The sequence below is a fragment of the bacterium genome (assembly GCA_016716565.1).
GTDB lineage: Bacteria > Bacteroidota > Ignavibacteria > Ignavibacteriales > Ignavibacteriaceae > IGN2.
In genome coordinates this window covers 444,480-469,099 of record JADJWC010000003.1, presented here as the reverse complement: position 1 = coordinate 469,099, position 24,620 = coordinate 444,480, and the positions used below count along the sequence as shown (strand labels likewise).

Genomic DNA, 24,620 nt, shown 5'->3' with positions numbered 1-24,620 from the left:
AATTTTGGTGACCGTTGATTAAAAAATCGGGAATGTGTAATTAAAATATTAAAGAGGTATTCATGTCATTAAAATTAATCTTTGCTTTTATTTTCACCTTTGTTGTATGCAATCTGCAATCGGTTTCTGTAGCTCAAACAGATTCATCTGCAGCACAAATTACTACTACCACTGAACCGATAAGCAGTTTAACAATTCCCGAAGGAACCAAACTTATGGTGAATGTTAATGAACCAATTAACACTGCCAAAAACCCGGCTGGATCGACATTCAAATCAATCCTGGAAGTCGATTTTATTTATAATGGTAAAGTAATTTCACCGAAAGGTTCACCTGTTTACGGAAAAATAATTGAGTGCCGTGGTGGTAGAGTTTTGGGCGGATCAAAGCTTACTTTTCAATTCACCGATATTATGGTGAACGGACAACTGACCCCAATAGTTACTGATCCGATTGGAGTTGAAGGCGGAAAAGGAAATACAGCAAAGACTGTAGGTGCTGGTGCTCTTATCGGTGCTGCATTTGGTGGTGCAGGTGAAGGTGCTGCGATAGCAGGTGGATTAGCACTTTTAAGTGCTGGTAAAAATCATATTCAGGTTCCGGCCGGCACACTCGCGGAAATTCCGTTGAAGGCGCCATTAGTTATTAAGTAATTCAACTAATCAGAGAGGTTTATCAACATAGGACAAAGTAACTATTTATTTGTGCATCAATAGCGACTACATTTAATTGGTTTTTTGGTAAGTTTATCCAGTTTATTCTTAAAATATATTATAAAGCGTAATTCAATGCAGAAAAAATATTTTCTTAAGCTGCTCTTCCTGCAAATGTTTATGTTATCTACCTTTTCATTTGCACAACAATTAATTGAATATATTAATCAGGTGTCAATTAAATAATTTTTAACACTTCTTCTCTGGAAAATCACAGACTATTTAGAAGGAAACCGTATGAAAAAAATATTTGCATTAATCCCACTACTTCTGCTTTTCGCATTTTTTTTTGGTTGTCAGGAAGGTACTGATAGACAAACAACTAGTGGTGAACTTGACAGAACAATTCTTCCAATCAAAGAACCAACTCCACCGACTTACAAAGAACTTGATGCAAGGGATGCAACTCCACCTGAGAGGTTCGAAGTTAAAGCGCCTGAAGGTGCACCGAATGTTGTAATTGTTTTAATCGATGACATCGGATTCGGTCACTCAAGTGCATTTGGAGGTCCAATCAATATGCCGACGCTTGACAGACTTGCAAGCAATGGTTTGCGTTACAACAGGTTTCATACAACGGCGTTATGCTCGCCGACTCGAGTTGCTCTATTAACCGGACGCAATCATCATGTAAATAATGCAGGTGCCATAATGGAATTGGCGACAGGATTTCCTGGAAATACCGGTGTTCGTCCGAACAGCGTTACACCGCTGGCGGAAATTTTAAGACAGAACGGATTCAGCACTGCTGCATTCGGCAAATATCATGAAACAGCTCCTTGGGAAGTTTCTGTTTCCGGTCCATATGATAGATGGCCAACCCGTTCAGGCTTCGATAAATTTTATGGATTCATCGGTGGTGAAACTAATCAATGGGCACCGGCAATTTTTAATGGTACTATTAGAATTGAAACTCCTGAGGATCCTAACTATCATTTCACAGAAGACATGACTGATCAGGCAATCCAATTTATGCAGGCACAACAATCGTTAACTCCAGATAAACCGTTTTATGTTTACTTTGCACCGGGCGCTACTCACGCACCGCATCACGTTCCCAAAGAATGGGCGGATAAGTATAAAGGAAAATTCGACCAGGGCTGGGATAAGTTAAGGGAAGAAACTTTTTCACGTCAAAAAGCTTTGGGAATAATCCCCCAGGATACTCGTCTTACAGAACGACCAAAAGAAATTCAGGCATGGGATGATTTAAGTGCTGATCAGAAAAGATTGTTTGCAAGACAAATGGAAGTCTTTGCTGGATTTGGTGAACATACAGATTACAACGTTGGCAGATTAGTTCAAGCACTTGAAGAGATGGGAGAGATGGATAACACTATTTTCTTTTATATTGTTGGTGATAACGGATCAAGTGCAGAAGGCGGACCAGAAGGAACCTATAACGAAATGATGGCGTTAAATGGAATTGTTGGTCAAGCTTCCCAGATGATGAACCACTATGATGATTGGGGAAGCCCTGAGACTTATCCGCATTTTGCTGTTGGCTGGGCCCATGCCGGCAACACTCCTTTCCAATGGACAAAACAGGTAGCATCTCATTTCGGCGGAACAAGAAACGGAATGGTAGTTCACTGGCCGGAGGGAATAAAATCCAAAAATGAAATTCGCTCGCAGTTTCATCATGTAATCGATATTGCGCCAACTGTGCTGGAAGCCTGTAAACTTCCCGAACCAAAAATTGTAAATGGAGTTGAGCAGTATCCAATGGATGGAGTTTCGATGATGTACACATTTGAAGATGCAACAGCAAAAGACAAAAGGACAACTCAATATTTTGAAATGTTCGGCAATAGGGCAATCTATCACGAAGGATGGGTTGCGGCTGCACGTCATTCGATTCCATGGCTGCTGGCTCAACTTCCAAAATTTTCTGATGATGTTTGGGAACTTTATAACATAGACGAAGATTTCAGCCAGGCAAATAATTTAGCATCACAAAATCCCGAAAAATTGAAAGAGCTTCAGGATTTATTTATGAAAGAAGCTGAAAAATATCACGTTTTGCCAATTGACGACCGGAGATCAGAAAGATTCGATCCTTCAATTGCCGGAAGACCTGATCTGATGGGCAAACGAACTTCATTGACCGTCTATGAAGGAATGACTGGTATGATGGAAAATGCTTTCATTAATATTAAAAATAAATCATATACTATTACCGCAGAAGTTGAATTGAAAAAGAATAATGAAAGTGGTGTGATCATCTCTCAGGGTGGTCGATTCGGCGGATGGGTAATTTATATGAAAAATGGTAAAGTTCATCACGAATATAACTTCTTCGGACTGGAGCGCACTAATATTTCATCCTCGACTTCCATCCCAATAGGAAAACATTCGATCAAATATGAATTTATTTCCGACGGCCCCAAGCCCGGTTTAGGAGGTAAATCAATTTTGTACATCGATGGAAATAAAGTTGCAGAGGGATATGTTCCTAAAACTCAGCCGTTCGCATTTTCGGGTGATGAAGGTGCTGATGTTGGTATAGATAGTGAAACGAATGTATCCAACGATTACAAGGAAAGAGATAACAAATTCACTGGAAAGATTCACAAGGTAATCATTAATATTGCTCCGGCAAAAATTTAACTAAGTCTTCAGTTACTATGAACAGCCCAAACTTTATCTCTGAGTTTGGGCTTTTTAATAGGACTAAGTACCTATTTTCAGCTACTTTTATAGATTTTAATTTATAAGCAAAAAAAAGATAAATTAACAAAGACAATTACTTTAAACTTTGAGCCTTCATTATTAAGAGACTATTTCATTAGAATTAACAAACATATAAACAGAAAGGTAAAATCAATGAGAAAAACTACATTGAGCTTAATCATATTTATCGCCGCTGCAATAGTTGTATTGCAATCATGTTATCCGGGCGATGAATTAACTTACAGTGATACAGATATCGTAGCAACATTCTACGATAAAGAAGCTGATTTTTCCACAAAGCTTACTTATGCAATGCCCGATACTATTTACAGGCTGGATGATGAGGGCAATCCTATTGTAGATGTCGGTGCAAATGATCAGAATATCATAGACAAAGTAAAGGATGAACTGGAAGGTTATGGCTTTACTGAAGCGGCAACACCTGCTGCTGCAGATGTTATTGTTTTTTCAGTTATAACAACCACAAGCTGGGTTTCTGGCGGATGTTACTATGACTGGTGGTATGGTTGGTGGTATCCTTATTACGGGTGGTGTTACCCTGTTTACTACACTTACGATACCGGAACATTACTCATTGCAATGCTCGATAATGATGCTACTGAAGCAAGAACGGGTCTGTGGGTTGCAGCAATGAACGGATTGCTTGGTGATTCTAATGCTGGCACGCTATCACGCGTAAACGCAGGTATAGAGCAGGCATTTAGTCAATCACCGTATCTGGGCACAGGTAAATAACCAGCGATATAAAGAAATTATATCATCAATTAATAATTGAAATTAAAATTTATAAGGATAACAAGATGAATAATCATAAAAAATTTTGGCAATTACTTACAGTATTTGCTTTAACAATTTTGCTGTTCAGCAGCAGCTACGCACAAAGAGAGCAATGGTATGGAGCTCTTACCTATTCTGTTTCTGTTCCATCAGGCGATACCAAAGACATTATCGGAGATATCGGCTGGTGGGGAATGGGATTAGATTATCGCTATATGCTTCAAAAGAATTTATCTGTCGGATTGTATTTCGGCTGGAATACTATGTATGAGAGAGTAACCGGACTTACTGAACTCAACACTGATCCTCCGGGAGCCATTTACGGAACGCAAGACAATACTATTAATTCATTCCCTATTATGGCAAATATCCATTACTACTTTGGTGAAAGAAAACAATTAAGACCATATATCGGTTTGAATGCGGGCGGATCAATCATGCTTCAGGAAAAAGCTGTTGGAATTTTCTTATGGAATAATGATCAATGGCAATGGGGTGTTGCACCGGAAGTCGGTGTTGCAATTCCTGTTGAACGAGATTTTGGTTTATTGATTAATGGAAAGTACAATATGTATTTTTCCGGTCAAGATGCTATCGGTAACGATATAAATAATTCTTACTGGGCTATAAACGTTGGCTTTATTTGGGAACCATAGAATTTGTTGAATAAAATATTTCAGAAAGGTTAATAATGAAAAAATTAATTTTAATATCATTCCTGTTGGCATTCACAAGCGTAATTGCTCAGGATATGGACAGCTATATCGAGCTTCTTAAATCTGATTTAAAGACAGATAAAAAAGCCATCATTACTGAGGTCATGCAATTCGATGAAACTCAGTCAGCAGCCTTCTGGCCTATCTATAAAGAATTTGAATTTGATCTCGATAAATTATCTGAAAAACGTATAGCGAACATCAAAGACTTCGCAGCAAATTACGATGTAATGAGTGACGAAAAAGCAAAAGAACTTATTGAAAATGCTTTTGATTTTCAGGATGACAGATTAGATCTGAATAAAAAATATCACAAAAAATTTGCGGAAGCTTTAGGTCCAATTGTAGCAGCCAAGTATATGCAGCTTGAATACGAAATACAGCTGCTGGTAGATTTGAGCATTAACTCAAATCTTCCCCTGGCAAAAAAGCCGGGCGGTAAATAAGACTGAAAAATATTAACCGGTTGGAATAAATTTCAACCGGTTTTTTTGTTTTACTATCTGTTGATTTAAAGTGCTAATTTAAATCGGGCAAAAAAAATAATTAGGTATCTTAATGAAAATAACTTTACTAACACTAATAACTTTTATATCTTTTTTTTACTTCGCCTCAGCTACCTCTGCTCAGCAACTAAATTTTAACGAGAATACTTTTTTCTATCCGCACACTTATCAATCAGGTCAGATTGTAAGTTCTTTGGGGTTGGCACTGGCGAAACTTCCCGAAGATGTTGTAGAAACTGATGACGTTTTCAGAGCACCGCTTTTTTCTTACCGAATAAAATATGGTTTACCTGAAAACTTTTTAGCTGAAGGAAGTGTTGAGACCAACATAGTGACATTCAACTTTATGTTAGGTCCCAAATGGAACTATGAAATTGATCGTATCGGTTTTTCTGTTGGAACTGATTTGTCATACTATTTCGGAAAGCTTGAGCAATTTGGTTTCGATACCAAGTTTAACGGATGGGCGTTGTATCCGAACATCAGTGCAGGATACCAATTTGAAAAGTTTACTCTATCTGTAAAATCAGAACTCGTCTTTAATCTTGCAGAGCAATCAAAAAATGGCGAATCAGAAATCGAAAACGATCTGGATTTTTTCAATGGATGGACTATCGGAATTTATCTTGAGCAGCCATTCTGGAAAGATAATTATGTTGTTCTTGGTGTGAGATCCACATTCCTAAAATTTTATTACCCGATGTGGGCTGCGTTCTCAACATTTGACAGATCGTTCTATATCCCTGAAGCAACTTTTACATTTATTTTTTGAGAATATCAGATATGAAAAAAATATTTATTCTACTTACAAGCTTTTTATTTATCTACTCGTGTAATAATGAAGTGGAAGTAATTACACCTGTAGTTGATGCGAGCGGCTTTCTTGATCAAACCTATCCCCTTCCTGACAATGTGAAGCCAATTATGGAAGGTGTATATGAAGTAACTACAGGAACCGATCTGCTTGGTGATCAGGTTGTGGTTAAATGGAACAGGGACAGATTATCCATCTTCGCAAAAAAGAATGGTGGTTACCTTGTGCTTGAAAGCGGCTATCTTGATTCAGTTATCTTCTTTTTTGGATATTGGAGATATTCTACGAATCTGGAAACCGGTGCAGCAACATTTTATATTCCTGCGGATGAAGGAGGAAGCAATATCCTATCTAATACTCCCGATAGCACAATAAAATTTGTGGGTGAGTATGGTGTTGGAAATGAATTAGCTGCTAATCCATTAACGCTAAAATACAAAAGACCTTTTAGTCAGAAAGTAAAGCAAGGAAATTTCAATATTCTGGCCCATCGTGGCGGCGGAAGAAATTCAGACTATCTTGGTGTATCAGAAAATTCAATCGAAATGATTAGCATTGCCGAAAGATTTGGCACTACAGGAATTGAAATTGATGCGAGACTTTCGAAAGATGGTGTGCCATTCATTTATCATGACGGTGATATTAATCTTCGCCTTTGCCAGAAAAGTTTAATCTGGGGAAATATTGAAGATTTTACCTGGGCACAGCTCAGAACTCTAATTACTCTTAGAAATGGAGAAAGGATTCCTTCTCTCCGTGAAGCTCTTGAATTTACACTGGAGGAAACGAATATTGAAACAGTCTGGCTTGACACAAAAGATGTTGATGTTATTCCTGCGTCAATTGCTCTCCTTACCGAAATTAATGAGCGTGCATTATTAATGGGAAGAGATCTGAAAATATATCTTGGTATTCCTGCGGATGATATTTATGAAGGATTTCTTGCTCAGCCCAACTATCAAGATGTGCCATCACTATGTGAATTATCAATTGATCAGGTTAGAGAGGCGAACTCAATGATTTGGGCTCCAAGATGGACTCAGGGGACTCAAACTTCAACCGTTCAGCAAATGCAGTCAGAAGGAAGAAAAGTTTTTACCTGGACACTGGATGACGAAAATTATATCGAACAATTTATTAACGAAGGTCAGTTTGATGGCATTCTTACAAACTATCCCACCATTGTTTCATACTTCCATTATATTCAAGAGTAGAGAATCACTATGAACTTATTAAAAATATTAATGCTCGTGACAATACTTTCCTGTATGGTTTTCCCGCAGTTGAATGATACTACATATTCTCTTTCAACTGAAATAGGAGTTGGTTATTCAAGATACTTTACAACAATGGATTATGAAGATCTAAATAAAAACGGTTTCTCCGGAACAGTTCGTGTTATGTGGAATCCGGAATACTTATTAAGCATCGGACTTGAGACTGGTTATCAATATCTGTATTCATTTAATTACGATGGTTATGTAACTGAATTTGATACAACAGATCTATCAGCATCCATGTATACAATACCGGTGTTCATAATTTTTTCCATGAAGATTTTACCCAATATCAAATTGAGCGCCGGATCAGGCGTTTACTTACTTTATAATTCGGGAGAATCATTCGGCGAGGAAATCAGCAGCCATCAATTAAGCATTGGTGCACATACAGGAATTTCATATACATATCCTTTGAATGAGTCAATGGCAATTGGTGGAGAGTTACTTTATTCATATTTCTCAAAGCTTCAGGATCAGACTGTAGCCTTGCAGTTTTTATTTGTATATGATTTTCTCAAATGGTAAGTAATATTTAATTAATAAATTTCTTAAGGAGTTAACTATGTATTCGTTTAAAAACATCTTTTCATTTTTGATTCTTTTAATTGCTACTTTGATTTGTACAGGATGTTCAAGCATTTCAGTAAATCAGGACTATGATCCTGAATATGATTTTTCAAAACTGAAAACTTATGGTTTCATACCTCTTTCCTCAGAAGCTGGAATCGATCAGCCTCAGGTGCTGATAAATTAGGTGCTGCAATAAAGAATGAATTGGATGCAAAGGGTTATACAGTTGCAGACAAGGCAGATTTCGGAATTGCACTAATGTTTAGCTCAAAAACCAAAACGAATATTCAATCTTATGGATACGGATATGGTTATGGTTACTGGGGCAGACCCGGAATGTATGGTACAGGTGGAGTTGATGTAACTCAGTACGATGAAGGAACATTAGTTATTGACATCATCGATATGGCAGAGCAAAAGTTAGTTTGGCGTGGAATCGGTTCGGGTGCGATGGAACAATCCCCAACTGTTGAGGAAAGGACTGAAAATATTAATAATGCAGTAAATAAAATATTAGCTCAGTTTCCACCAGATAAATCTGACAAGTAAAATTATTTTATTTTAATTTTTTGGAAATAAGAACTAATTATTTCGCGTTAATTATTTTAACATCTCATTGCTATAAATTTTTCTAAGTGAGAGCACATTTATATGATACATTCGCACGGTTTTAAACTATCAACCCGATATTTGCTCCTGCTTACCTTCCTCTTGTCCTCTAGTAACATTGCGCAGGATAGCAAATTCAACAAGAGGGGTGAAGCAGAATCAGAAACAAATGAATCATTGTATTTGACCAGCTATTATTTAAATAATAATGGGGATTCTAAATACCAGAAAAGTTTGGTACATAAGTCAGAATCAGTTAACAAATGGGGTTCAGTTAATCTCCCGAACAATTTAAATAACGGAGACTTTATACCATGGGAATCCGAAAAGCATTTTTGGGTTGGAGTCGGTGAAGTAGCTATTCTTGAGTTTATCCCGTGGGCACTCGCTAAGTGGTTCAGAACATGGGAAGATCCCGAAGATAATTGGGCTAATGTTTCTTCAAAAACCTGGTGGAGCAACCTGCAAAACGGATTTGAGTACGATGGAGATAATTTCCTGACAAACAACTTTTCACATCCATATCACGGCGCTTTATTTTTTAATGCCGGAAGAACAAACGGATATGATTTCTGGGGATCATCTGCCTTTTCTCTTACAGGTAGTGCTGTGTGGGAATTCTTTGGTGAAACTTTCCGACCTTCATTCAATGACTGGATATACACGGGCGTTGGAGGTGCTAACCTTGGAGAAATACTTTACAGATTATCATCTATGGTTACAGATAATCGAGCAACTGGTTCAGAAAGAGTCTGGTCAGAGATCTGGGGATCGTTACTCAATCCTGTGAGAGGATTTAACAGAGCAATTTCCGGAGAGATGGGACAAAGTTTTGATAACCCGGAATGGAGCAGACCAAAAAATTTTCTAATTACATTCGATGGTGGCTCAAGATCAATGGATAAAGATGGAGATGAACATTATACTTCTAAAGAGGTCGAAGGACTCTTTACATTGAATATAGCTTACGGAAATCGTTTCAAAGTAAAAAAACCATTTGATTTTTTCGGATTTGAATTTGCAATCGCTTCTAATAAACCTCATTTGACGACAATGAATAGTACAGGATTTTTATTTGGCTGGGAATTGGAAAACAACAAGCACCGCTTTGATGTTAGTCTCGATTTCAATTTTAATGATCTAATAAAAGAAGAAATTTCAGAAAATGATACCACATACAAGGGCTTTTTATTCGGTTCAACTCAGATATTCCCTCACCTGTCTTCTGTTTTTCCCATTGGGGAAAAAACTAATATCATAACGCGTGTAGGAATAAATGGAATGATGATGGCAGCTACTCCAAACGATTACTACATTGACGTTGAAGGCAGAGCAAATGACTTTGGACCGGGTGTTGGAACTAGACTTTATGCTGCTGTTCAAAATGGCATCTGGAATTATGTTAGTGTGATGTACTACGGTGCCTGGCTTTGGACACAATCGCAGCCTGATAATTCCAAACATCACATTCACTTCCTGATACTGGAGGCACAATATCCAATTACAAAATATTTCTCAATCGGATTCAGCACAGGAGTTTACTGGAGAAACAGTTATTATGATTCTTATGAAGGTATTATCAACGGCGTCGAATACAGCAGAGAAGCCAGCGATGTTTTCAAAACTCATCCTGTTGGAAGAATATTTTTCAGAACTGCTATACTTGACTTATAATTATTTGAGAATAAACAGAATTTCTTTTAAAGGAATTTCAATATGAAAAAAATAATTTTAACAATAATAATTTTAATTTCAGCCGCTGCATTATTTTCCGGTTCGGCACAATCCGATAATTATCTTAAAAACAGAATATTCGTTGAAGGATTGTACATCAGGAATATCGGAAATTTTGGAAATGTCTGGTCAAATGCTTCAGGTGGTTACCTTGGTTATGGAATCGCTTTTCCTGATCATAATTATCTTATGATGCGAACTGGCATCATCAGCAATAAACTTAATGATGATATGATGAATGAAGATGCTTATCTGACAATGATTCCTATCGAAGCAGGTGGAAGATATTATTTTGTTGACAATATGTTTATGCCATTTGTCCAGTTTATGACCGGTTTAAATTTAGTTTTTACGAATGGTGATATTGTTGGAGAGAATGAAGCAGAGAATCTTGTTAAGTTTGCCTGGCAGGTCGGTTTAGGGTTTACGATAAATGTTATAGAAAACATCAGTGTTGATGCAGGTGTAAATTATCAATCTAATTTTTATGACGACGATGCAATGAATACTGGTTTTGAATATACAATTGGATTGGGTTACGCATTTGGCAATTAATATTCAAATTCAATAAAGCATGACTGGGCCAATCAATAAAACAGGAAAAAGTTTTCAGGTAATGGTGATTCTTGCCAGCTTTGTAATCATTGTTGCCGGCATGAAAGCAGCCGAATCAATTGTGGTTCCATTCCTTCTGTCTTTATTTATATCCATTATTGCACTGCCTCCATTTATCTGGCTGCAAGAGAAAAAAATTCCGAGAGGCATTGCTCTCGTTCTGATAATTCTCATCTTTTTAGGTTTCATTTTTTTGATCGGACTGCTAATCGGTACATCTGTAACTGACTTTTCAACAAGATTACCTCTTTATGAAGAAAAACTGCAGAGCCAGACACAGGCAATCATAACCTGGCTGATAGAAAAAGGATTCATCGAGTCCGATTTCGAGATTACAAATGCATTTAATCCGGCTGTAATATTTCAAATTGTGGGAGATACTTTTAACCAGGTGAGTAATCTATTCACAAACGGGTTTCTTATTCTGCTTACAGTGATTTTCATCATGCTCGAAGAAGTTAGCCTTCCAATAAAAATCAAAAAAATGTCCAGCGATCCGGAAAATTCTCTTTCAAGAATCAAGGATGTTACTCATAACATAAATAAATATATCGCTATTAAAACATTTATCAGTTTAGGGACTGGTTTACTCGTCTATATTCTACTGATAATAGTTGGAGTTGATTATCCCCTGCTCTGGGCTGTGCTTGCTTTTGCGCTCAACTTCATTCCTAATATCGGTTCCATAATTGCGTTAATTCCACCTGTGCTTTTGACCATAATCCAGATTGGATTCGGCAAAGCATTGATAGTATTGCTCGGCTATATTGTCATTAATACAATTATGGGGAATATTCTTGAACCAAAATTTATGGGTAAAGGTTTGGGACTTTCCACTCTTGTTGTATTCTTATCTCTTATTTTTTGGGGATGGATTCTTGGGCCGATTGGTATGCTGCTTTCGGTTCCACTCACTATCGCCATAAAAATAGCTCTTGATAGTTCTGATGAAACCCGGTGGCTTGCAATTCTACTTGGTCCTGAAAAGACGGAATAGCTAAATAGAAACACCCATGCAATTGACATCAATAGCATATTCCAATTTTTTTATCATTTTAATAATATCTCTTTTAATAAGTGCCTCTTCTTTTGCTCAAAAAACAGATGTAGTAATCTTAAATAATGGCGATAAAATAACCGGTGAAGTTAAAAGTTTAAGAGTAGGCATTCTCAATTACAAAACAGATAATATGGAAACTGTAAGCATACAATGGGATAAAATTAAAAGCATTCAAACAGAGAATTTTTTTGAAGTAGAGGTAACTGATGGGAGAGTCTTTTTTGGTTCAATTAGTCCCTCCGACGATGAAGGGATGATGATCGTTAAGGGTGTTACACTGGAGCATAATCTTTTTATGAAATATGTTGTTAGAATTAATAGAATAAAGGAATCTTTCTGGGATATACTCGATGGTTATATCAAATTTGGTTTCAGTTTCACAAAGGCAAGCCAGGTTGGTCAACTCAGCCTTGGCGGTAATGCAAAATACAGAACAAAAATTAATTACTCTGAACTAACTTTAAATTCAATTATTACAACAACAGAAAGTGATCCTACTTCCAGAAAACAGGATTTATCCTTTACCTACCAGCATAATCTTGATTATAATTGGTTCGCAGCTGGACTTGCGTCAATTGAATCCAACACGGAACTTGGAGTCAAACTTAGAGCATCGCTCGGCGGTGGCATTGGAAACAATTTAATCCAGTCGGGTAATCAATGGCTTTATGGTCTGGCAGGACTATCATTTAACCGGGAATTGAAAGCAGATCAGAGTAATCCAACTTATAACCTGGAAGGTCTGATTAATGCACAATACCAGTTTTTCAAATATGATCATCCAAAGGCAAGCTTGCTTACATATGTTAACATCTTACCAAGTTTTACTGACTTAGGCAGGTTCAGGTTTAATTACAATGCCCAGTTAAGCTGGGAAATGTTCATCGATTTTTACTGGGATCTTACTTTTTATCTTGAATACGACAGTGAACTCCAATCTTTAACTGCTTCACAGTATGACTATAGTATTGATACTTCACTCAAATACGAATTTTAGGAGAACGAGATGAAAAATATTTTGATTTATCTACTGGTTACTTTTGGGTTGCTATCAGCTATTAACAAAAACATGCTTGCTCAGGAAAATAATTACTGGAACATTCAATATGGAACAAGATCTACCTTGCTGGGTGGTGCGGTAATTGGAAGTGTGTCAGATCTAAGTGCAACATTTTATAATCCCGGGGCCATTGCTCTGTTCCCTGATGTAAAATTTATTTTAAGTGCACAGGTCTATCAACTAGATAATTACACAATTAAAGATGGAGCAGCAGAAGGAAAAGATCTTGAATATTCTTCAATCGTTCCTTCTCCAAACTTTGTTGCATTCGATCTCGCATTCAATTTTCTTGGGGATGATCGTCTAGCTTTTTCAATATTAACCAGACAAAACTCTAATTCGGAATTTGCAGCCAGGGTTATTGATTCACTTGAAGTAATTGAGTCGTCACCTGGTAAAGAAAGTTTTGCCGGGGGAATTAACTCAGAGAAAAAATTTAGTGACGTATGGGGTGGCATTACTTACTCAACTAAACTCAGCCAAATAGTGGGTGTTGGAGTTACAGGATATATTTCTTACCGAAGTCATAAAGCAACTTCTATTAATATTCTTCAAGCATTACTATCAGACGGGGATATTGCATCATACTCAAATATTAATAACTATCGATATAACAATTGTCGTGCATTAGCAAAAGTAGGATTAGGCTTAAACCTTAAACCATTAACTATCGGAATAACAGCTACCACTCCAAGTGTTAATATTTTCGGCACAGGCTCAGTTGGTACTCATTTGTTTATTTCTGGAATAGATACTAATCGATTTGAAAGCAATTACCAGGAAGAGGTTGAATCACAATTTAAATCTTCCTGGGCAGCAGGTATCGGAGGTTCTTATAATTTTGGTAAAGTAATACTTCACTTAAGTGCTGAATGGTACGATGCAATCAGCAAATTTTATGTGCTCGATACTGAATCATACTTATCCCAAAGCTCTGGAGAAACTTTGACTAATGATCTAACACACGAAGCTAAAAGTATTGTAAACTTCGGTGCCGGATTTGATTACTTCGCAAGCGACAGTCTGATATTTTCTTTGAGTGTTACAACCGACTTTTCAGCCCATATGGAAAACACAACCACAAATCTTGCACCTTACTCAGCCTGGGACTTGATACATATCGCCGGTGGTTCCACATTTAATTTTTTAAAATCAGAAGTTACGGTGGGAGTAGTATATTCATTTGGTTCACAAACGCTTGAGAATACGATTAATATAACACCGGGAGATGATAACGAAATGGTTAGTCGTCAATCGGATTTCGAATACTCGCAGATAAAAGTTTTACTTGGATTTGAGTTATAATTTGTTGTTATTGATTTATCTGCCGTATTATTAAATTGATAAGAGTTCAATAAATTATAAGCAAAAAATAACTTAACAATTTAGAATAGTATAATCATTAAATGGAAATATTTAGAACTTATTTTCTTATTATCATCTCCCTTCTATTAATCATTGGATGCTCGCAGGATTTACCAATTGTCCCGCCAATAAATACAACTCCCACAGGTGAATCACACCCTGGAAAATTTATTTGGCGTGATTTAATGACGGACGACATTCCATCAGTAAAAAATTTCTATGCTGAGTTATTTGGATGGACTTATCTTGACATTGGCGAAACGGATAATGATTATACTGTTGTGCTGCATAACGGTAAACCGATCGCCGGGATGTTCCGTTTAAGAGACGTCGAACAAAAGCACAGATATTCTCAATGGATCAGTTATCTTTCAGTCGCTGATATCAATCAGAGTGTCAACTTTATAAAATCTATTGGTGGTAAGATATACAGAGATCCTTTCGAACTGCCCAACAGAGGCATGGTTTCATTTGTGTTTGATTCTCAGAATGCGGTTTTCGCTTTCGTCAAATCAAGTAGCGGCGATCCAATAGATCAAGATCCAATTTACAATCAATGGTTTTGGACAGAGCTATGGACGAATGATGTTGACAAGTCAGTAAAGTTTTATACAGATTTAATTGGATATAATCATAAGACATTTGACACCCGGGCAGAAAATCAGTACATCGTGCTAGAAAAAGAAAACAGACCACGCGCTGGTATTATCAAAATCCCATTTGAAAATGTTAAACCCCACTGGATGCCGTACATTGCTGTGAAAGATCCTTCTGCAATAGTGAAAAGAGTTGAACAGCTTGGTGGAACAGTATATCTCGGAACAGAAGGAATTGCCGGTAACAATGCTGCTATTATTGCTGATCCTTCCGGAGCTGTTTTCACAGTTCAAAAATGGCCATTGGAAAAAGGAGAATTTAATGAGGTTAAAGAATGAGAAATAAACTAATAGTTTTGCTTGCTGCAATTGTAATATTTATTCTATTTTCTTTAAGTGGCTGCGGAACTGGCCAGGTTAGTGTTGGCGTTGGTGTGTATGTTCCCGGAGCCTGGGGTGGACCGTATGGAGCTGGTTACTATCCCCCGGTTCGAGTCGGATATCCAATATATTAATTAAATATTAAATTGAATCAATTAGGAATTCTAATGAAAAATATTTTGCGGATTTTAATTTTACTGGTGTTTTTTACTACACTATTTATATCCTGTTCATCAACAAAGACTGAAATAATTGGAGAGTGGCAGAATGATTCATATCAAAAAGGAAATATAGAAAAAGTTCTTGTGCTTGGAATTGTAAATAAAGAAAAACCGCTACTCAGAAGAAATTTTGAAGATGGAATGGCAAAAGCTTTTAATGATGGTGGAATCTACGCAACTCCTTCAATGGATCATATGCCATACGATGTTGCAATTGACTCAACAGCTTTTGAAAAATATTTTAAAGAGCTTGATGTAGAGGCAGTTGTGGTGTCCAGACTGGTTGCTGTGGATGCTAACCGAGATTATAAAGCCGGATATCTGTACACGATTCCGTATAACTCTTACTATGGTTTTTATGGTTATTACTATGCGGGAATTTCATATGCGAATAGCTCTGGATACCTTTCTCAAAATGTAGTAGTTGTCCTAGAAACAAATGTTTATGAAACCACAGACAAAAAATTAATCTGGAGTGGAGTTTCAGAAACTGTTGAACCGGATAAAGCATCTGATGTGATAAATTCTTTTTCGGATGAGCTTGTGCGCAAACTTAAAAGTGAAGGCTACTTTAAATAATGTTTGTCAAGTTTTATGGAACTCGTGGTTCGGTACCCGTCTGCCATACTGACTTCCAGGAGTTCGGTGGAAATACAACATGTATCCAGGTACGAGATAAAGATTCGAATAATATTGCGATACTTGACGCGGGAACAGGTATTCGTGAATTAGGAAAAGACTTCCTTGAAAGCGGACACAAACAAGGTGAAATTTTTATTGCTTTCACCCACTTTCATTGGGACCATATCCAGGGATTTCCTTTTTTCGCTCCTGCATTTAACAAAAAACAAAAAATTAATATTCTCGCTCTCGGCTGGGGACAAAGAATAACCTGTCTCAAGGACATATTCAAAGCACAAATGCAGAAAGAATTTTTTCCAATTAGTTTGCAAAAGATGGGTGCGAAAATAAAATTTATTCTGCTTAAAGAAACAGAAAGAGTTTTTAGTACTCAAGCCAAATCGCCTAAACCTGTTTTAGTCAGATCAAATAAACATAAACATCCCGGTGGAGCATATGGATACCGGATTGAGATGGATGGGAAAGTACTTGTTTTCTGCACTGATATTGAACATGGTAAAACACTCGATGAAAAAGTAATTGAATTTGCTGCTGATGCTGATCTGCTGATTCATGATGCTCAATTCACAGATGAAGAGCTTAAAAGGAAGAAAGGCTGGGGACACAGCAGTTTCTCACAGGCAATTGAAGTTGCTGAAAAAGCTAATGTCAAAATGCTGGCACTCACCCATCACGACCCAGATCATGATGATGTGTTCCTAAAAAAAATCGAAAAGAAATGTCAGGCAAGATTTAAAGACTGTTTTCTTGCAAGAGAAAAATTGGAATTAGAATTATAGTCGACTAACTCACTCATTAAAAAGGAGATAAAATGAAAAAGTTCTTACTACTTATACTCTGCTGTACAGGGTTTATCTATAATACATTTGCGCAGGCTGGTTACGGAACTGAATTAACAGGTAATTTATTAATCCCATTGGGAAAATATGCCGATGATTATAGTCCTGGATTTGGTGCACTTGTCGGTTTCTACTATGACATTGAAGAAAATTTCAGATTAGCTTTTGTGACAGGTTTTTTGAGATCGAGTATCAATGAAAGTAAATTTAATGGAGATTTTACGAGCGGTGGTGAGCAAGGAACAATTGACGTTTCTGGTGGTGTTAGTACTATTCCAGCATTATTAAGTTTACGTCTTATATCTCCCGGACCAGGAATGAGAATGTATGCAATGGTTGAATTGGGACTTTATACTTATAAAACAGATATTACAGGTACGTACACTCTGGCTGGAGTATCAACGCCAGTCGATCAGTCAGAGTACAGATTTGAAGGTGGATTCGCCGCTGGCGGAGGAGTTCTGTTTCCATTAAATGAAGAACTTTCGATTGATGCAAACCTGAGATATCATTGGATAAATGATTCTGAGTATTCAGATGTTCCAACAACAGATGGGACCTACCTCGGAAGCAGTAAAATATTTTCAATAGGTGTTGGTGTAAATTGGTTTTTCCCGTTAAAGAAACCTTGATAAAATTATTTTTATATTCTAAATAATCATTCAAAAATAAAAATGGAGAATCTATGATTAAATATTTATTCGCTGCACTCATTCTGTTAGTGTTTGCAGCCTGTTCCTCGATTTCAACTACGAGTGACTATAATCCGGATACGGATTTTACTTCGTACAGCACATTCAGCATTTATGATGGTGTCATAAAGAACAGTGAACTCGAAACCAGGCCGCTTGCAAAGAAAAGAATCCTGGAAGCGATAAATAATGAGATGCAGACGAAAGGATTAACTTCTACCGACTCTGCCAGTGCATCGCTGATAATATTTGCACATGGCGGTACCACCGAAAAAATGAACGTCACAGATTATGGTTATGGTTATGGCGGATGGTGGGGACCATATCCGTATGGAAGAAACATTGATGTTTCATACTATACACAAGGTTCTTTAGTTATAGATTTTGTTGATAATGTAAAAGATGAACTTGTGTGGCGCGGAATTGGTACTGCTGCTTTACAGGATCAGGGAACACCTGAAGGAAGACAGGCTTTCATTGATGAAGCTGTAGCAAAAATTCTTGCTCAATATCCTCCCGTGAAGGAATAAACTTTTGATTCATTCGGGCTGTCAAAATTTAACAGCAGCCCTTTTTTTTCCTGATTCTTTTCTTTCCTTCATCCTATTATCCACATATTCCATTGAATTCTCTTACAATTCTTCTTCATAATTGTTATCTTTGAAATAAAAATTAGAACGGTAAACGATAATGCACTATTACTCTCATTTGTTCAGTTTTATTTTGTTCTCAACCTGCATTCTTGCCCAGGAAATAGAAAAGCAAACCTCGCTATCAATTGGAGAAAATTTTAGAATTTATCCAAGTAATGTATCGCAAACAGAAGTATTTTCTGTCAACCATCCTGTAAATCCTGATATAATATTTGCATCTGCCAATACAATTGTATTTAATCCATTTTTTATAAGTGAAGGTATTTACGTTACTACAAATGGCGGAACAAATTGGTATGGTTCCGATACGTGTAAAGGAGCCCCAATAACTCTTCACGGCGGCGATCCTGGAATTACAATAAACAAGCATGGAACTTTCATCTTAACAAGACGTGGCTTCTCCCCTGGATTATATTCTCATTATTCGACAGACAATGGTATAACCTGGTCTAATCAGAAAACTATAACAAATGATGATCTGGAAAGAGCTACAATGACATCAGATGTTCATCCGTCGAGTACTTATTTTGGAAGAAGCTATGCTGCTTGGGTAAAATTTGCACCTCCTTTTCCAATTAATTTTGCATATACGGATGATGGTGGAGTTACCTGGTCATCCCCTGCTCAAATTAACAATCCACTGCAACGAAGCGCCGGAGGTGATATAGCGATGGGACCGGACGCAAAGGTTTTTGTTTGCTGGGCTGGAGTAACTTCAATTTCTCCGTTTACTGAAGACTTTGTTGGATTTGCATTTACTACTAATGGTGGAACTAATTGGCAGGTAACTGAGAATGCATTTGATATGAATGGAATAAATGGAATCTTAACTCAAAAAGCAAATATCAGAGTGAATGGTTTACCTAATATTGCAATCGATACAACTGGTGGTCCAAGAAATGGATGGATTTATATCATCACGACTCAGAAAAACTTAGCACCTGCTGGAAGTGATCCGGATGTAATCTTAAATCGTTCAACTGACGGCGGACAAACATGGTCAGCCGGAATCAGAGTAAATCAGGATCCGGTCAATAACGGAAAAATCCAATACTTCCCTGCTGTTCACGTAGATAAAACAGGCGGACTAAATGTAATTTTTTATGATGACAGAAATACAACTTCTGATTCAACGGGAGTATTTTTAGCTCGCTCCGAAGACGGCGGAACTACCTGGAAAGAATTTGAAATCAGCGACAAAAATTTCAAGCCGATTCCAATTGGCGGATTAGGGCAAGGTTACCAGGGTGATAATATCTGCCTCACTTCTGCAAACAACAAACTCTGGCCGTTTTGGATGGATAACAGGACCGGCGTCTATCAGATCTGGACGACATCAATTTATATTGACTCTAGTGCTCTAATATTAGCTCCACCATCCAATTTAAGTGCGGTTGCTGATACTTTCTCTATAACACTAACTTGGAGTGATAACTCAGATAACGAATTTGGATTTATAGTTGAACGGAAATCAGGTTCAATTTCAAGTGGAAATTCATTCATAAAAATTGATAGCACAGGAGAAAATACAACTACATATTTAGATATGAATTTAATGCCGAACACAACATATACCTATCGAATACAAGCATTTAATGATGATACGGTATCATCTTATAGTAATCTGATTGAAGCGACTACTTTGCTAAGTACAGATTCAGTTTCATATACTTTTAATTTGGAACAAAATTATCCAAATCCATTTACATCAGAAACATTAATAAAATTTGAACTTGCAATTTCGTCCAATGCTTCTTTAAAAGTATTCGATATTTTAGGAAACGAAGTAGTTACGATTGTTAATCAAGAATTATCTGCAGGATCGCATAAGGTAAATTTAAATTCTGGCAAATTATCCAGCGGAATCTATTTCTACCAATTGACAGCTGGTTCTTTTACAGATACGAAGAAGCTGATTCTAATCAGATAATTATTTTAGAAGCATCATCTTTTGGGTCATCAGTTTACCATTTACATTCAACTGAATGAAGTATGTACCGCTGGCTTCATTATCAGCGCTCCATTCTATTTTATAATTACCACTTTGTTTAAATTCATCTACAAGTGTAATTATATTTTTACCGAGTGCATCAAATATTTTCAATTTTACATAACCCGGTTCATTTAAAATATAGCTTATCGTAGTTGAAGGATTGAATGGATTAGGATAGTTCTGCAAAAGAGCAAAATCATTTACAACTAAATATTGATCATCAACATTATCTGGCTTTTTGGTATTTGTATTTCAGAATCACACCTTCTTCACCGACTGCATAACCTGTAAGCGAATCAGTAAAAACAATATCATATAATCTTGAACTGTCAGTTGTGGTATATCTTGTCCAGGTTTGGCCATAATCATACGTTGCAACGAAATTTTCAGAAGTCGGGACAACTGCCCATCCTTCATACTCAGTTCGGAACGACATGGCATGTGCCTGTCCAAAAACTCCGATTTCAAAATAGCTCCATGAGTTGCCTGCGTTTGTTGAATGCAGAATACCAACACCAAATAAATCCGGATCGCCGCCAATTCCCATCACGTGAACTGAATCAAAAAAATGTATATCGTAAACCTGATCAGCTGGTGCAGATGCAGAATCGATAGGTGTCCAGTTTTCTCCGGAATTTGTAGTTCGCCAGATTACGCCTGCAATATCAAACCTTCCGCCACAGGCATATCCATAGAGATCACTATAGAATTTAAAATCAATAACCGGAAAAAATGAAAATGTACCGGTATCAATATGAGCAGGTTCCCAATTTAATCCGCCATCTGTCGTTTGAAGAAATTTACTCGGTTCACCGCCTGCAAAGCCTCGCAATGTATCGAGGAAAAATATTCCCCTGAGAAAAACATTTTCCTCTCTGAACTGTTCCACTGACCAGTTTTCACCACCATCTGTAGTAGTTAAAATTTCAGTCCCAAAGAAAGAATTGTTTTTTTCACTCGCATCTACCCATGCTAATGCCCAGGCTCTGTTATCATCAAGAAAAAACAATCTCATAATTTTACTGTTTGTATTAGTCTGCTGCTGAACCCAGTTATTGCCTCCGTCACTTGTATAAAATATTGAACCGGAATCACCACCAACCCAGCCACGAAGGCTGTCAGCAAAATGAAGTGTTCTTAAAAAATTATCCGTGGGACTATCTATGCGTTCCCAAAAGTTCTGACCGACAGCTATCTGATGGGGAATTATCAGAAAGATAAATATGAAGATTTTAAGATCCATCATGCCCGAATAAAAATTAATTTTTTACTAACAAAAAGATAACAAATATTAAAATTAAATGATTGAAAAAATTTTTAATCGTTTACTGACTGTTGCTGGATCTGTTAGAAATTTTCTCCGCATTAATAGGTATATTTGCAGTAAATATTAACAAATCTTTAGGAAATAAAATGAAATTGATCTCAACTTTAGTCTTAATCTCAATTCTAATATTCTCAGGTTGTGAAAGTGAAGAAAAGAGGGAATTAACTGAACAGGAAGCGATGAAGAGCGAACCCCACATTGCTAAAGTTATTGATAAAATTTCCGCCAAAGGCTATACATATCTTCAGGTATCGGAAAATAAAGAAGATTTCTGGATTGCAGTTCCAACAATGGAAGTTGAAATTGGTGAAACTGTTTACTTTTCGCGTTATATGGTAATGTATGATTTTAAGAGTGAAAATATCAACAAATCATTCGACGAAATTTTATTTGTAGAAGATGCAAGAAAATCACCAACTCCGCAGGAGATGAAAAATATTCATTCGGGAGTTACTTCTGTTGAAAAACAGACTATTAAAATCGAACCGCTTAAAGATGGCAAAACAGTTCAGCAAATTTTTGCCGATAAAACTTCACTGGGTGGACAGACTGTTAAAGTCAAAGGTAAAGTTGTAAAATTTAACAAGCAGATAATGAAGAGAAACTGGATACATATTCAGGATGGCACTGGTACCGAAAAAGATTTTGACCTTGTAATCACATCGGATGATGAAGTTTCAGTTGGCGATATTATTGTAGCTGAAGGAAAAGTTTCTGTCGATAAAGATTTCGGTGCGGGGTATTTTTTCCCAGTTCTAATTGAGGATGCGAAAATTCAGAGAGAACTTTAAGCTATATTTTTAGCTATTCAATTAGCGGACCAAGGTCGGTACCTGGGTACAGAATAAAAGCGATTGCGAAAGCAAGAACTGAAATTATTAATCCATACATAAAAAAAGTGTAACAAATCCGCAGTTTCTGGTACTTTTGTCCCAAGACCTGCCCAAGGTAATAGAAATCCATTATCATATTATCATACAGGAATTCTTTATCCTTCATCATTTCTTTCATTGCCCACTTAAAATCATTCAGTGACATTTTATGGAAATTGCCGAAGAAGAGAAGGTTGACTTTTTTCTCCTTTATATCATCCTCCGTGAACAATCCACGTGTTACTTTTGGACGAGTTACCAGAATTGCATAAACAAGAGTGACAAGACTTGTAAGAGTCAGCATTGCTGTTGGAATAATCAAATGAGGGTTTGTATCAAGTTTCCTAACCATTATGCTAACTATAATCGTGAGAACGAGTGTGTTAACACTTATCATAATGTTGGCTTTTGTATCTGCCATCGAGCTGAAATCGACATGTGTTCGGACTGTGTTGCGGAACATCGTTTCAATTGAACGTCCGGCATCTTTCTCTTTATCTTTTTCTTTATCCTTCTTCTTATCCTTTTTTGATTCTTCAAAAACGGAATTCTTTTCTTCTTCCATTCTCTTCTGCACCTTTTTTAATTTCTTCTCGATCTTAATATAGTTAATATTTTTTTGAGTTTCGAATCGTTGTTTTGCATATTCAGTATAGAATTGATGCTGCACGAAGAATTTAAGATTGTTGGTGAGCCATTCTTCATCAGATATTTGACAGCAGTTCAATGCTTCCAGTTCATTTTTGAACAGCTCTCCTTTTACATCAAACTTATCGGTTCCCAAATGATGAAGATCTGCATCGCAAATTATTTCTTCAAGAATATTTTTGGGATTCCTGGGCATCCTGGTAGCATCTATCAATGAAATAACTTTGTCAATTCCTTCTGATGGATAATTATTTTCCTGGAGGAATTTAGTAGCCATCGCAATCCCAATATCTTCGTGTCCTTCACATTTTTCAGTATGACCGATATCATGAAACCATGCTGCTATCAACAATGCTTCTTTATCATTTTCATTAACTCCCATTGCATCAGCAATTTCTTCAGCTACTTTGGCTACTTCCGCTGTATGAGTAAAGTTATGATAATAAGCATCCGAAGAACCTTTATAACGGAATGTTCTTCCTATAAACTCTTTTACTTTGCTGAGAATTCCATTATTCATTTTACTACCCTTGAATTGTCGTTTAATTGCAAAGTAGATGTATTTATCGTTATGTCTTTCACCATTTGATTGTTAAATATTCTATTATTTCGAGTAAAAGTTAGATTCTATTTTGATTTAGTATGGTGATAATCATCACAATTATTTAATATTGTATAGCCAATTTCTTCTATCCAATTAACTAATTTTACTTTACTAATAAAATGTGACTAAAAGCATAATGAAAACTCTTTACCTTGCAAGACATGCAAAATCATTCTGGGGTGATCAAAGTCTCCCTGATTTTGATCGTCCACTAAATAAACGTGGTAAACGCGATGCACCATTTATGGGTGAAGTGTTACGGGATAAAAAAGTTAAACCGGATTTAATTATTTGCAGTCCTGCTAAGCGAACGAAAAAAACTGCTATTGAAATCGCTGATAAAATTGGGTATGCCGATAAGAAAATTCTATTTGATGAAAATTTGTATGAAGCATCGTCAAATGCAATTCTCGGATTAATAAAATATATTGATGAAAAATTTGAATCGCTTATGATCTTCGGACACAATCCCGGACTTACACTATTAAATAATCACATCTCTGACCAATACCTTGATAATATTCCAACTTGCGGGATAGTCGCATTGCGATCTGAAAAAAAGTGGAGTGAAATCGGAAAGAATTCCTTTAAACAAATTTTCTTTGAATATCCAAAATTATACCTCGACTAAATTTTTAT

27 protein-coding genes are annotated in these 24,620 nt (G+C 36.6%); 24 read left to right on the top strand and 3 right to left on the bottom strand.

Going from position 1 to position 24,620, the window contains the following annotated elements:
- The first annotated feature begins 62 nt into the window (after positions 1-62).
- The 22 genes from IPM14_14305 to IPM14_14200 all read left to right on the top strand — a co-directional run bounded on the left by IPM14_14305 (position 63) and on the right by IPM14_14200 (position 20,467).
- Positions 63-653 carry a hypothetical protein gene (locus tag IPM14_14305; protein ID MBK9099260.1) on the top strand — a complete coding sequence of 197 codons (591 nt, stop codon included), beginning with the start codon at positions 63-65 and terminating at the stop codon, positions 651-653.
- Positions 654-950: 297 nt separating this feature from the next.
- Complete coding sequence (locus IPM14_14300; protein MBK9099259.1) at positions 951-3,323, top strand: arylsulfatase; 2,373 nt, start codon at positions 951-953, stop codon at positions 3,321-3,323.
- A 216-nt stretch (positions 3,324-3,539) separates the two neighbouring features.
- Positions 3,540-4,142, top strand: a complete 603-nt coding sequence (locus IPM14_14295) for a DUF4136 domain-containing protein (protein ID MBK9099258.1) — start codon at positions 3,540-3,542, stop codon at positions 4,140-4,142.
- A gap of 65 nt (positions 4,143-4,207) precedes the next feature.
- Positions 4,208-4,840: an outer membrane beta-barrel protein gene (locus IPM14_14290; GenBank protein MBK9099257.1), complete on the top strand. Its 633-nt coding sequence runs from the start codon at positions 4,208-4,210 to the stop codon at positions 4,838-4,840.
- 35 nt (positions 4,841-4,875) lie between these two features.
- Positions 4,876-5,346 carry a hypothetical protein gene (locus IPM14_14285; protein ID MBK9099256.1) on the top strand — a complete coding sequence of 157 codons (471 nt, stop codon included), beginning with the start codon at positions 4,876-4,878 and terminating at the stop codon, positions 5,344-5,346.
- Between the two features lie 112 nt (positions 5,347-5,458).
- Positions 5,459-6,178: a hypothetical protein gene (locus IPM14_14280; GenBank protein MBK9099255.1), complete on the top strand. Its 720-nt coding sequence runs from the start codon at positions 5,459-5,461 to the stop codon at positions 6,176-6,178.
- 11 nt (positions 6,179-6,189) lie between these two features.
- Positions 6,190-7,434 (top strand): glycerophosphodiester phosphodiesterase, encoded by a 1,245-nt coding sequence (locus IPM14_14275; GenBank protein ID MBK9099254.1) that lies wholly within the window; start codon positions 6,190-6,192, stop codon positions 7,432-7,434.
- A 9-nt stretch (positions 7,435-7,443) separates the two neighbouring features.
- Entirely contained in the window at positions 7,444-8,025 is a 582-nt protein-coding gene (locus IPM14_14270; protein MBK9099253.1) for an outer membrane beta-barrel protein, read from the top strand.
- A 37-nt stretch (positions 8,026-8,062) separates the two neighbouring features.
- Positions 8,063-8,254, top strand: coding sequence for a hypothetical protein (locus IPM14_14265; GenBank protein ID MBK9099252.1), 192 nt, complete (start codon positions 8,063-8,065; stop codon positions 8,252-8,254).
- 20 nt (positions 8,255-8,274) lie between these two features.
- A complete protein-coding gene (locus tag IPM14_14260) occupies positions 8,275-8,619 on the top strand; it encodes a DUF4136 domain-containing protein (GenBank protein ID MBK9099251.1) in 345 nt (114 codons plus the stop codon).
- 294 nt (positions 8,620-8,913) lie between these two features.
- Positions 8,914-10,353, top strand: a complete 1,440-nt coding sequence (locus IPM14_14255) for a DUF3943 domain-containing protein (GenBank protein MBK9099250.1) — start codon at positions 8,914-8,916, stop codon at positions 10,351-10,353.
- 42 nt (positions 10,354-10,395) lie between these two features.
- Positions 10,396-10,968: an outer membrane beta-barrel protein gene (locus tag IPM14_14250; protein MBK9099249.1), complete on the top strand. Its 573-nt coding sequence runs from the start codon at positions 10,396-10,398 to the stop codon at positions 10,966-10,968.
- 19 nt (positions 10,969-10,987) lie between these two features.
- A complete protein-coding gene (locus tag IPM14_14245) occupies positions 10,988-12,025 on the top strand; it encodes an AI-2E family transporter (GenBank protein MBK9099248.1) in 1,038 nt (345 codons plus the stop codon).
- A gap of 22 nt (positions 12,026-12,047) precedes the next feature.
- Complete coding sequence (locus IPM14_14240) at positions 12,048-13,085, top strand: DUF481 domain-containing protein (protein MBK9099247.1); 1,038 nt, start codon at positions 12,048-12,050, stop codon at positions 13,083-13,085.
- Between the two features lie 9 nt (positions 13,086-13,094).
- On the top strand, positions 13,095-14,453 hold the full coding sequence (locus IPM14_14235) for a hypothetical protein (protein MBK9099246.1): 1,359 nt from the start codon (positions 13,095-13,097) through the stop codon (positions 14,451-14,453).
- A 101-nt stretch (positions 14,454-14,554) separates the two neighbouring features.
- Positions 14,555-15,448, top strand: coding sequence for a VOC family protein (locus IPM14_14230; protein MBK9099245.1), 894 nt, complete (start codon positions 14,555-14,557; stop codon positions 15,446-15,448).
- Complete coding sequence (locus tag IPM14_14225) at positions 15,445-15,624, top strand: hypothetical protein (GenBank protein MBK9099244.1); 180 nt, start codon at positions 15,445-15,447, stop codon at positions 15,622-15,624. Before IPM14_14230 ends, IPM14_14225 begins: the two co-directional genes overlap by 4 nt.
- Before the next feature lie 33 nt (positions 15,625-15,657).
- A complete protein-coding gene (locus tag IPM14_14220) occupies positions 15,658-16,290 on the top strand; it encodes a hypothetical protein (GenBank protein ID MBK9099243.1) in 633 nt (210 codons plus the stop codon).
- The gene (locus tag IPM14_14215; protein ID MBK9099242.1) at positions 16,290-17,132 is read left to right on the top strand and encodes an MBL fold metallo-hydrolase; all 843 of its coding nucleotides are present in this window, start codon (positions 16,290-16,292) and stop codon (positions 17,130-17,132) included. Before IPM14_14220 ends, IPM14_14215 begins: the two co-directional genes overlap by 1 nt.
- Before the next feature lie 32 nt (positions 17,133-17,164).
- Positions 17,165-17,824 carry an outer membrane beta-barrel protein gene (locus tag IPM14_14210; GenBank protein MBK9099241.1) on the top strand — a complete coding sequence of 220 codons (660 nt, stop codon included), beginning with the start codon at positions 17,165-17,167 and terminating at the stop codon, positions 17,822-17,824.
- A gap of 53 nt (positions 17,825-17,877) precedes the next feature.
- Positions 17,878-18,414 carry a DUF4136 domain-containing protein gene (locus IPM14_14205; protein MBK9099240.1) on the top strand — a complete coding sequence of 179 codons (537 nt, stop codon included), beginning with the start codon at positions 17,878-17,880 and terminating at the stop codon, positions 18,412-18,414.
- Positions 18,415-18,574: 160 nt separating this feature from the next.
- Positions 18,575-20,467: a T9SS type A sorting domain-containing protein gene (locus tag IPM14_14200; GenBank protein MBK9099239.1), complete on the top strand. Its 1,893-nt coding sequence runs from the start codon at positions 18,575-18,577 to the stop codon at positions 20,465-20,467.
- On the opposite strand, the gene IPM14_14195 is transcribed toward IPM14_14200, so the two are convergent.
- Positions 20,468-20,716: a T9SS type A sorting domain-containing protein gene (locus IPM14_14195; GenBank protein ID MBK9099238.1), complete on the bottom strand. Its 249-nt coding sequence runs from the start codon at positions 20,714-20,716 to the stop codon at positions 20,468-20,470. It abuts the gene before it with no gap.
- Between the two features lie 40 nt (positions 20,717-20,756).
- Entirely contained in the window at positions 20,757-21,773 is a 1,017-nt protein-coding gene (locus IPM14_14190; protein MBK9099237.1) for a hypothetical protein, read from the bottom strand.
- A gap of 170 nt (positions 21,774-21,943) precedes the next feature.
- Here IPM14_14190 and IPM14_14185 point away from each other — a divergent pair, with 170 nt between their 5' ends.
- Positions 21,944-22,648, top strand: a complete 705-nt coding sequence (locus tag IPM14_14185) for a hypothetical protein (GenBank protein MBK9099236.1) — start codon at positions 21,944-21,946, stop codon at positions 22,646-22,648.
- A 13-nt stretch (positions 22,649-22,661) separates the two neighbouring features.
- On the opposite strand, the gene IPM14_14180 is transcribed toward IPM14_14185, so the two are convergent.
- A complete protein-coding gene (locus tag IPM14_14180; protein ID MBK9099235.1) occupies positions 22,662-23,897 on the bottom strand; it encodes an HD domain-containing protein in 1,236 nt (411 codons plus the stop codon).
- 220 nt (positions 23,898-24,117) lie between these two features.
- Between IPM14_14180 and IPM14_14175 the strand changes: the two genes are divergently transcribed.
- Positions 24,118-24,612 carry a histidine phosphatase family protein gene (locus IPM14_14175; GenBank protein ID MBK9099234.1) on the top strand — a complete coding sequence of 165 codons (495 nt, stop codon included), beginning with the start codon at positions 24,118-24,120 and terminating at the stop codon, positions 24,610-24,612.
- The last annotated feature ends 8 nt before the right edge of the window (positions 24,613-24,620 follow it).

Excerpts from the sequence above, each read along its gene's own strand:
- IPM14_14285 (MBK9099256.1), top strand. The coding sequence starts at position 4,876 with ATGAAAAAATTAATTTTAATATCATTCCTGTTGGCATTCACAAGCGTA.
- IPM14_14270 (MBK9099253.1), top strand. The coding sequence starts at position 7,444 with ATGAACTTATTAAAAATATTAATGCTCGTGACAATACTTTCCTGTATG.
- IPM14_14175 (MBK9099234.1), top strand. The coding sequence starts at position 24,118 with ATGAAAACTCTTTACCTTGCAAGACATGCAAAATCATTCTGGGGTGAT.
- IPM14_14220 (MBK9099243.1), top strand. The coding sequence starts at position 15,658 with ATGAAAAATATTTTGCGGATTTTAATTTTACTGGTGTTTTTTACTACA.
- IPM14_14205 (MBK9099240.1), top strand. The coding sequence starts at position 17,878 with ATGATTAAATATTTATTCGCTGCACTCATTCTGTTAGTGTTTGCAGCC.
- IPM14_14200 (MBK9099239.1), top strand. The coding sequence starts at position 18,575 with ATGCACTATTACTCTCATTTGTTCAGTTTTATTTTGTTCTCAACCTGC.
- IPM14_14290 (MBK9099257.1), top strand. The coding sequence starts at position 4,208 with ATGAATAATCATAAAAAATTTTGGCAATTACTTACAGTATTTGCTTTA.
- IPM14_14295 (MBK9099258.1), top strand. The coding sequence starts at position 3,540 with ATGAGAAAAACTACATTGAGCTTAATCATATTTATCGCCGCTGCAATA.
- IPM14_14280 (MBK9099255.1), top strand. The coding sequence starts at position 5,459 with ATGAAAATAACTTTACTAACACTAATAACTTTTATATCTTTTTTTTAC.
- IPM14_14190 (MBK9099237.1), bottom strand. The coding sequence starts at position 21,773 with ATGGATCTTAAAATCTTCATATTTATCTTTCTGATAATTCCCCATCAG.
- IPM14_14215 (MBK9099242.1), top strand. The coding sequence starts at position 16,290 with ATGTTTGTCAAGTTTTATGGAACTCGTGGTTCGGTACCCGTCTGCCAT.
- IPM14_14235 (MBK9099246.1), top strand. The coding sequence starts at position 13,095 with ATGAAAAATATTTTGATTTATCTACTGGTTACTTTTGGGTTGCTATCA.
- IPM14_14230 (MBK9099245.1), top strand. The coding sequence starts at position 14,555 with ATGGAAATATTTAGAACTTATTTTCTTATTATCATCTCCCTTCTATTA.
- IPM14_14250 (MBK9099249.1), top strand. The coding sequence starts at position 10,396 with ATGAAAAAAATAATTTTAACAATAATAATTTTAATTTCAGCCGCTGCA.
- IPM14_14245 (MBK9099248.1), top strand. The coding sequence starts at position 10,988 with ATGACTGGGCCAATCAATAAAACAGGAAAAAGTTTTCAGGTAATGGTG.
- IPM14_14210 (MBK9099241.1), top strand. The coding sequence starts at position 17,165 with ATGAAAAAGTTCTTACTACTTATACTCTGCTGTACAGGGTTTATCTAT.
- IPM14_14300 (MBK9099259.1), top strand. The coding sequence starts at position 951 with ATGAAAAAAATATTTGCATTAATCCCACTACTTCTGCTTTTCGCATTT.
- IPM14_14185 (MBK9099236.1), top strand. The coding sequence starts at position 21,944 with ATGAAATTGATCTCAACTTTAGTCTTAATCTCAATTCTAATATTCTCA.
- IPM14_14305 (MBK9099260.1), top strand. The coding sequence starts at position 63 with ATGTCATTAAAATTAATCTTTGCTTTTATTTTCACCTTTGTTGTATGC.
- IPM14_14225 (MBK9099244.1), top strand. The coding sequence starts at position 15,445 with ATGAGAAATAAACTAATAGTTTTGCTTGCTGCAATTGTAATATTTATT.
- IPM14_14180 (MBK9099235.1), bottom strand. The coding sequence starts at position 23,897 with ATGAATAATGGAATTCTCAGCAAAGTAAAAGAGTTTATAGGAAGAACA.
- IPM14_14275 (MBK9099254.1), top strand. The coding sequence starts at position 6,190 with ATGAAAAAAATATTTATTCTACTTACAAGCTTTTTATTTATCTACTCG.
- IPM14_14265 (MBK9099252.1), top strand. The coding sequence starts at position 8,063 with ATGTATTCGTTTAAAAACATCTTTTCATTTTTGATTCTTTTAATTGCT.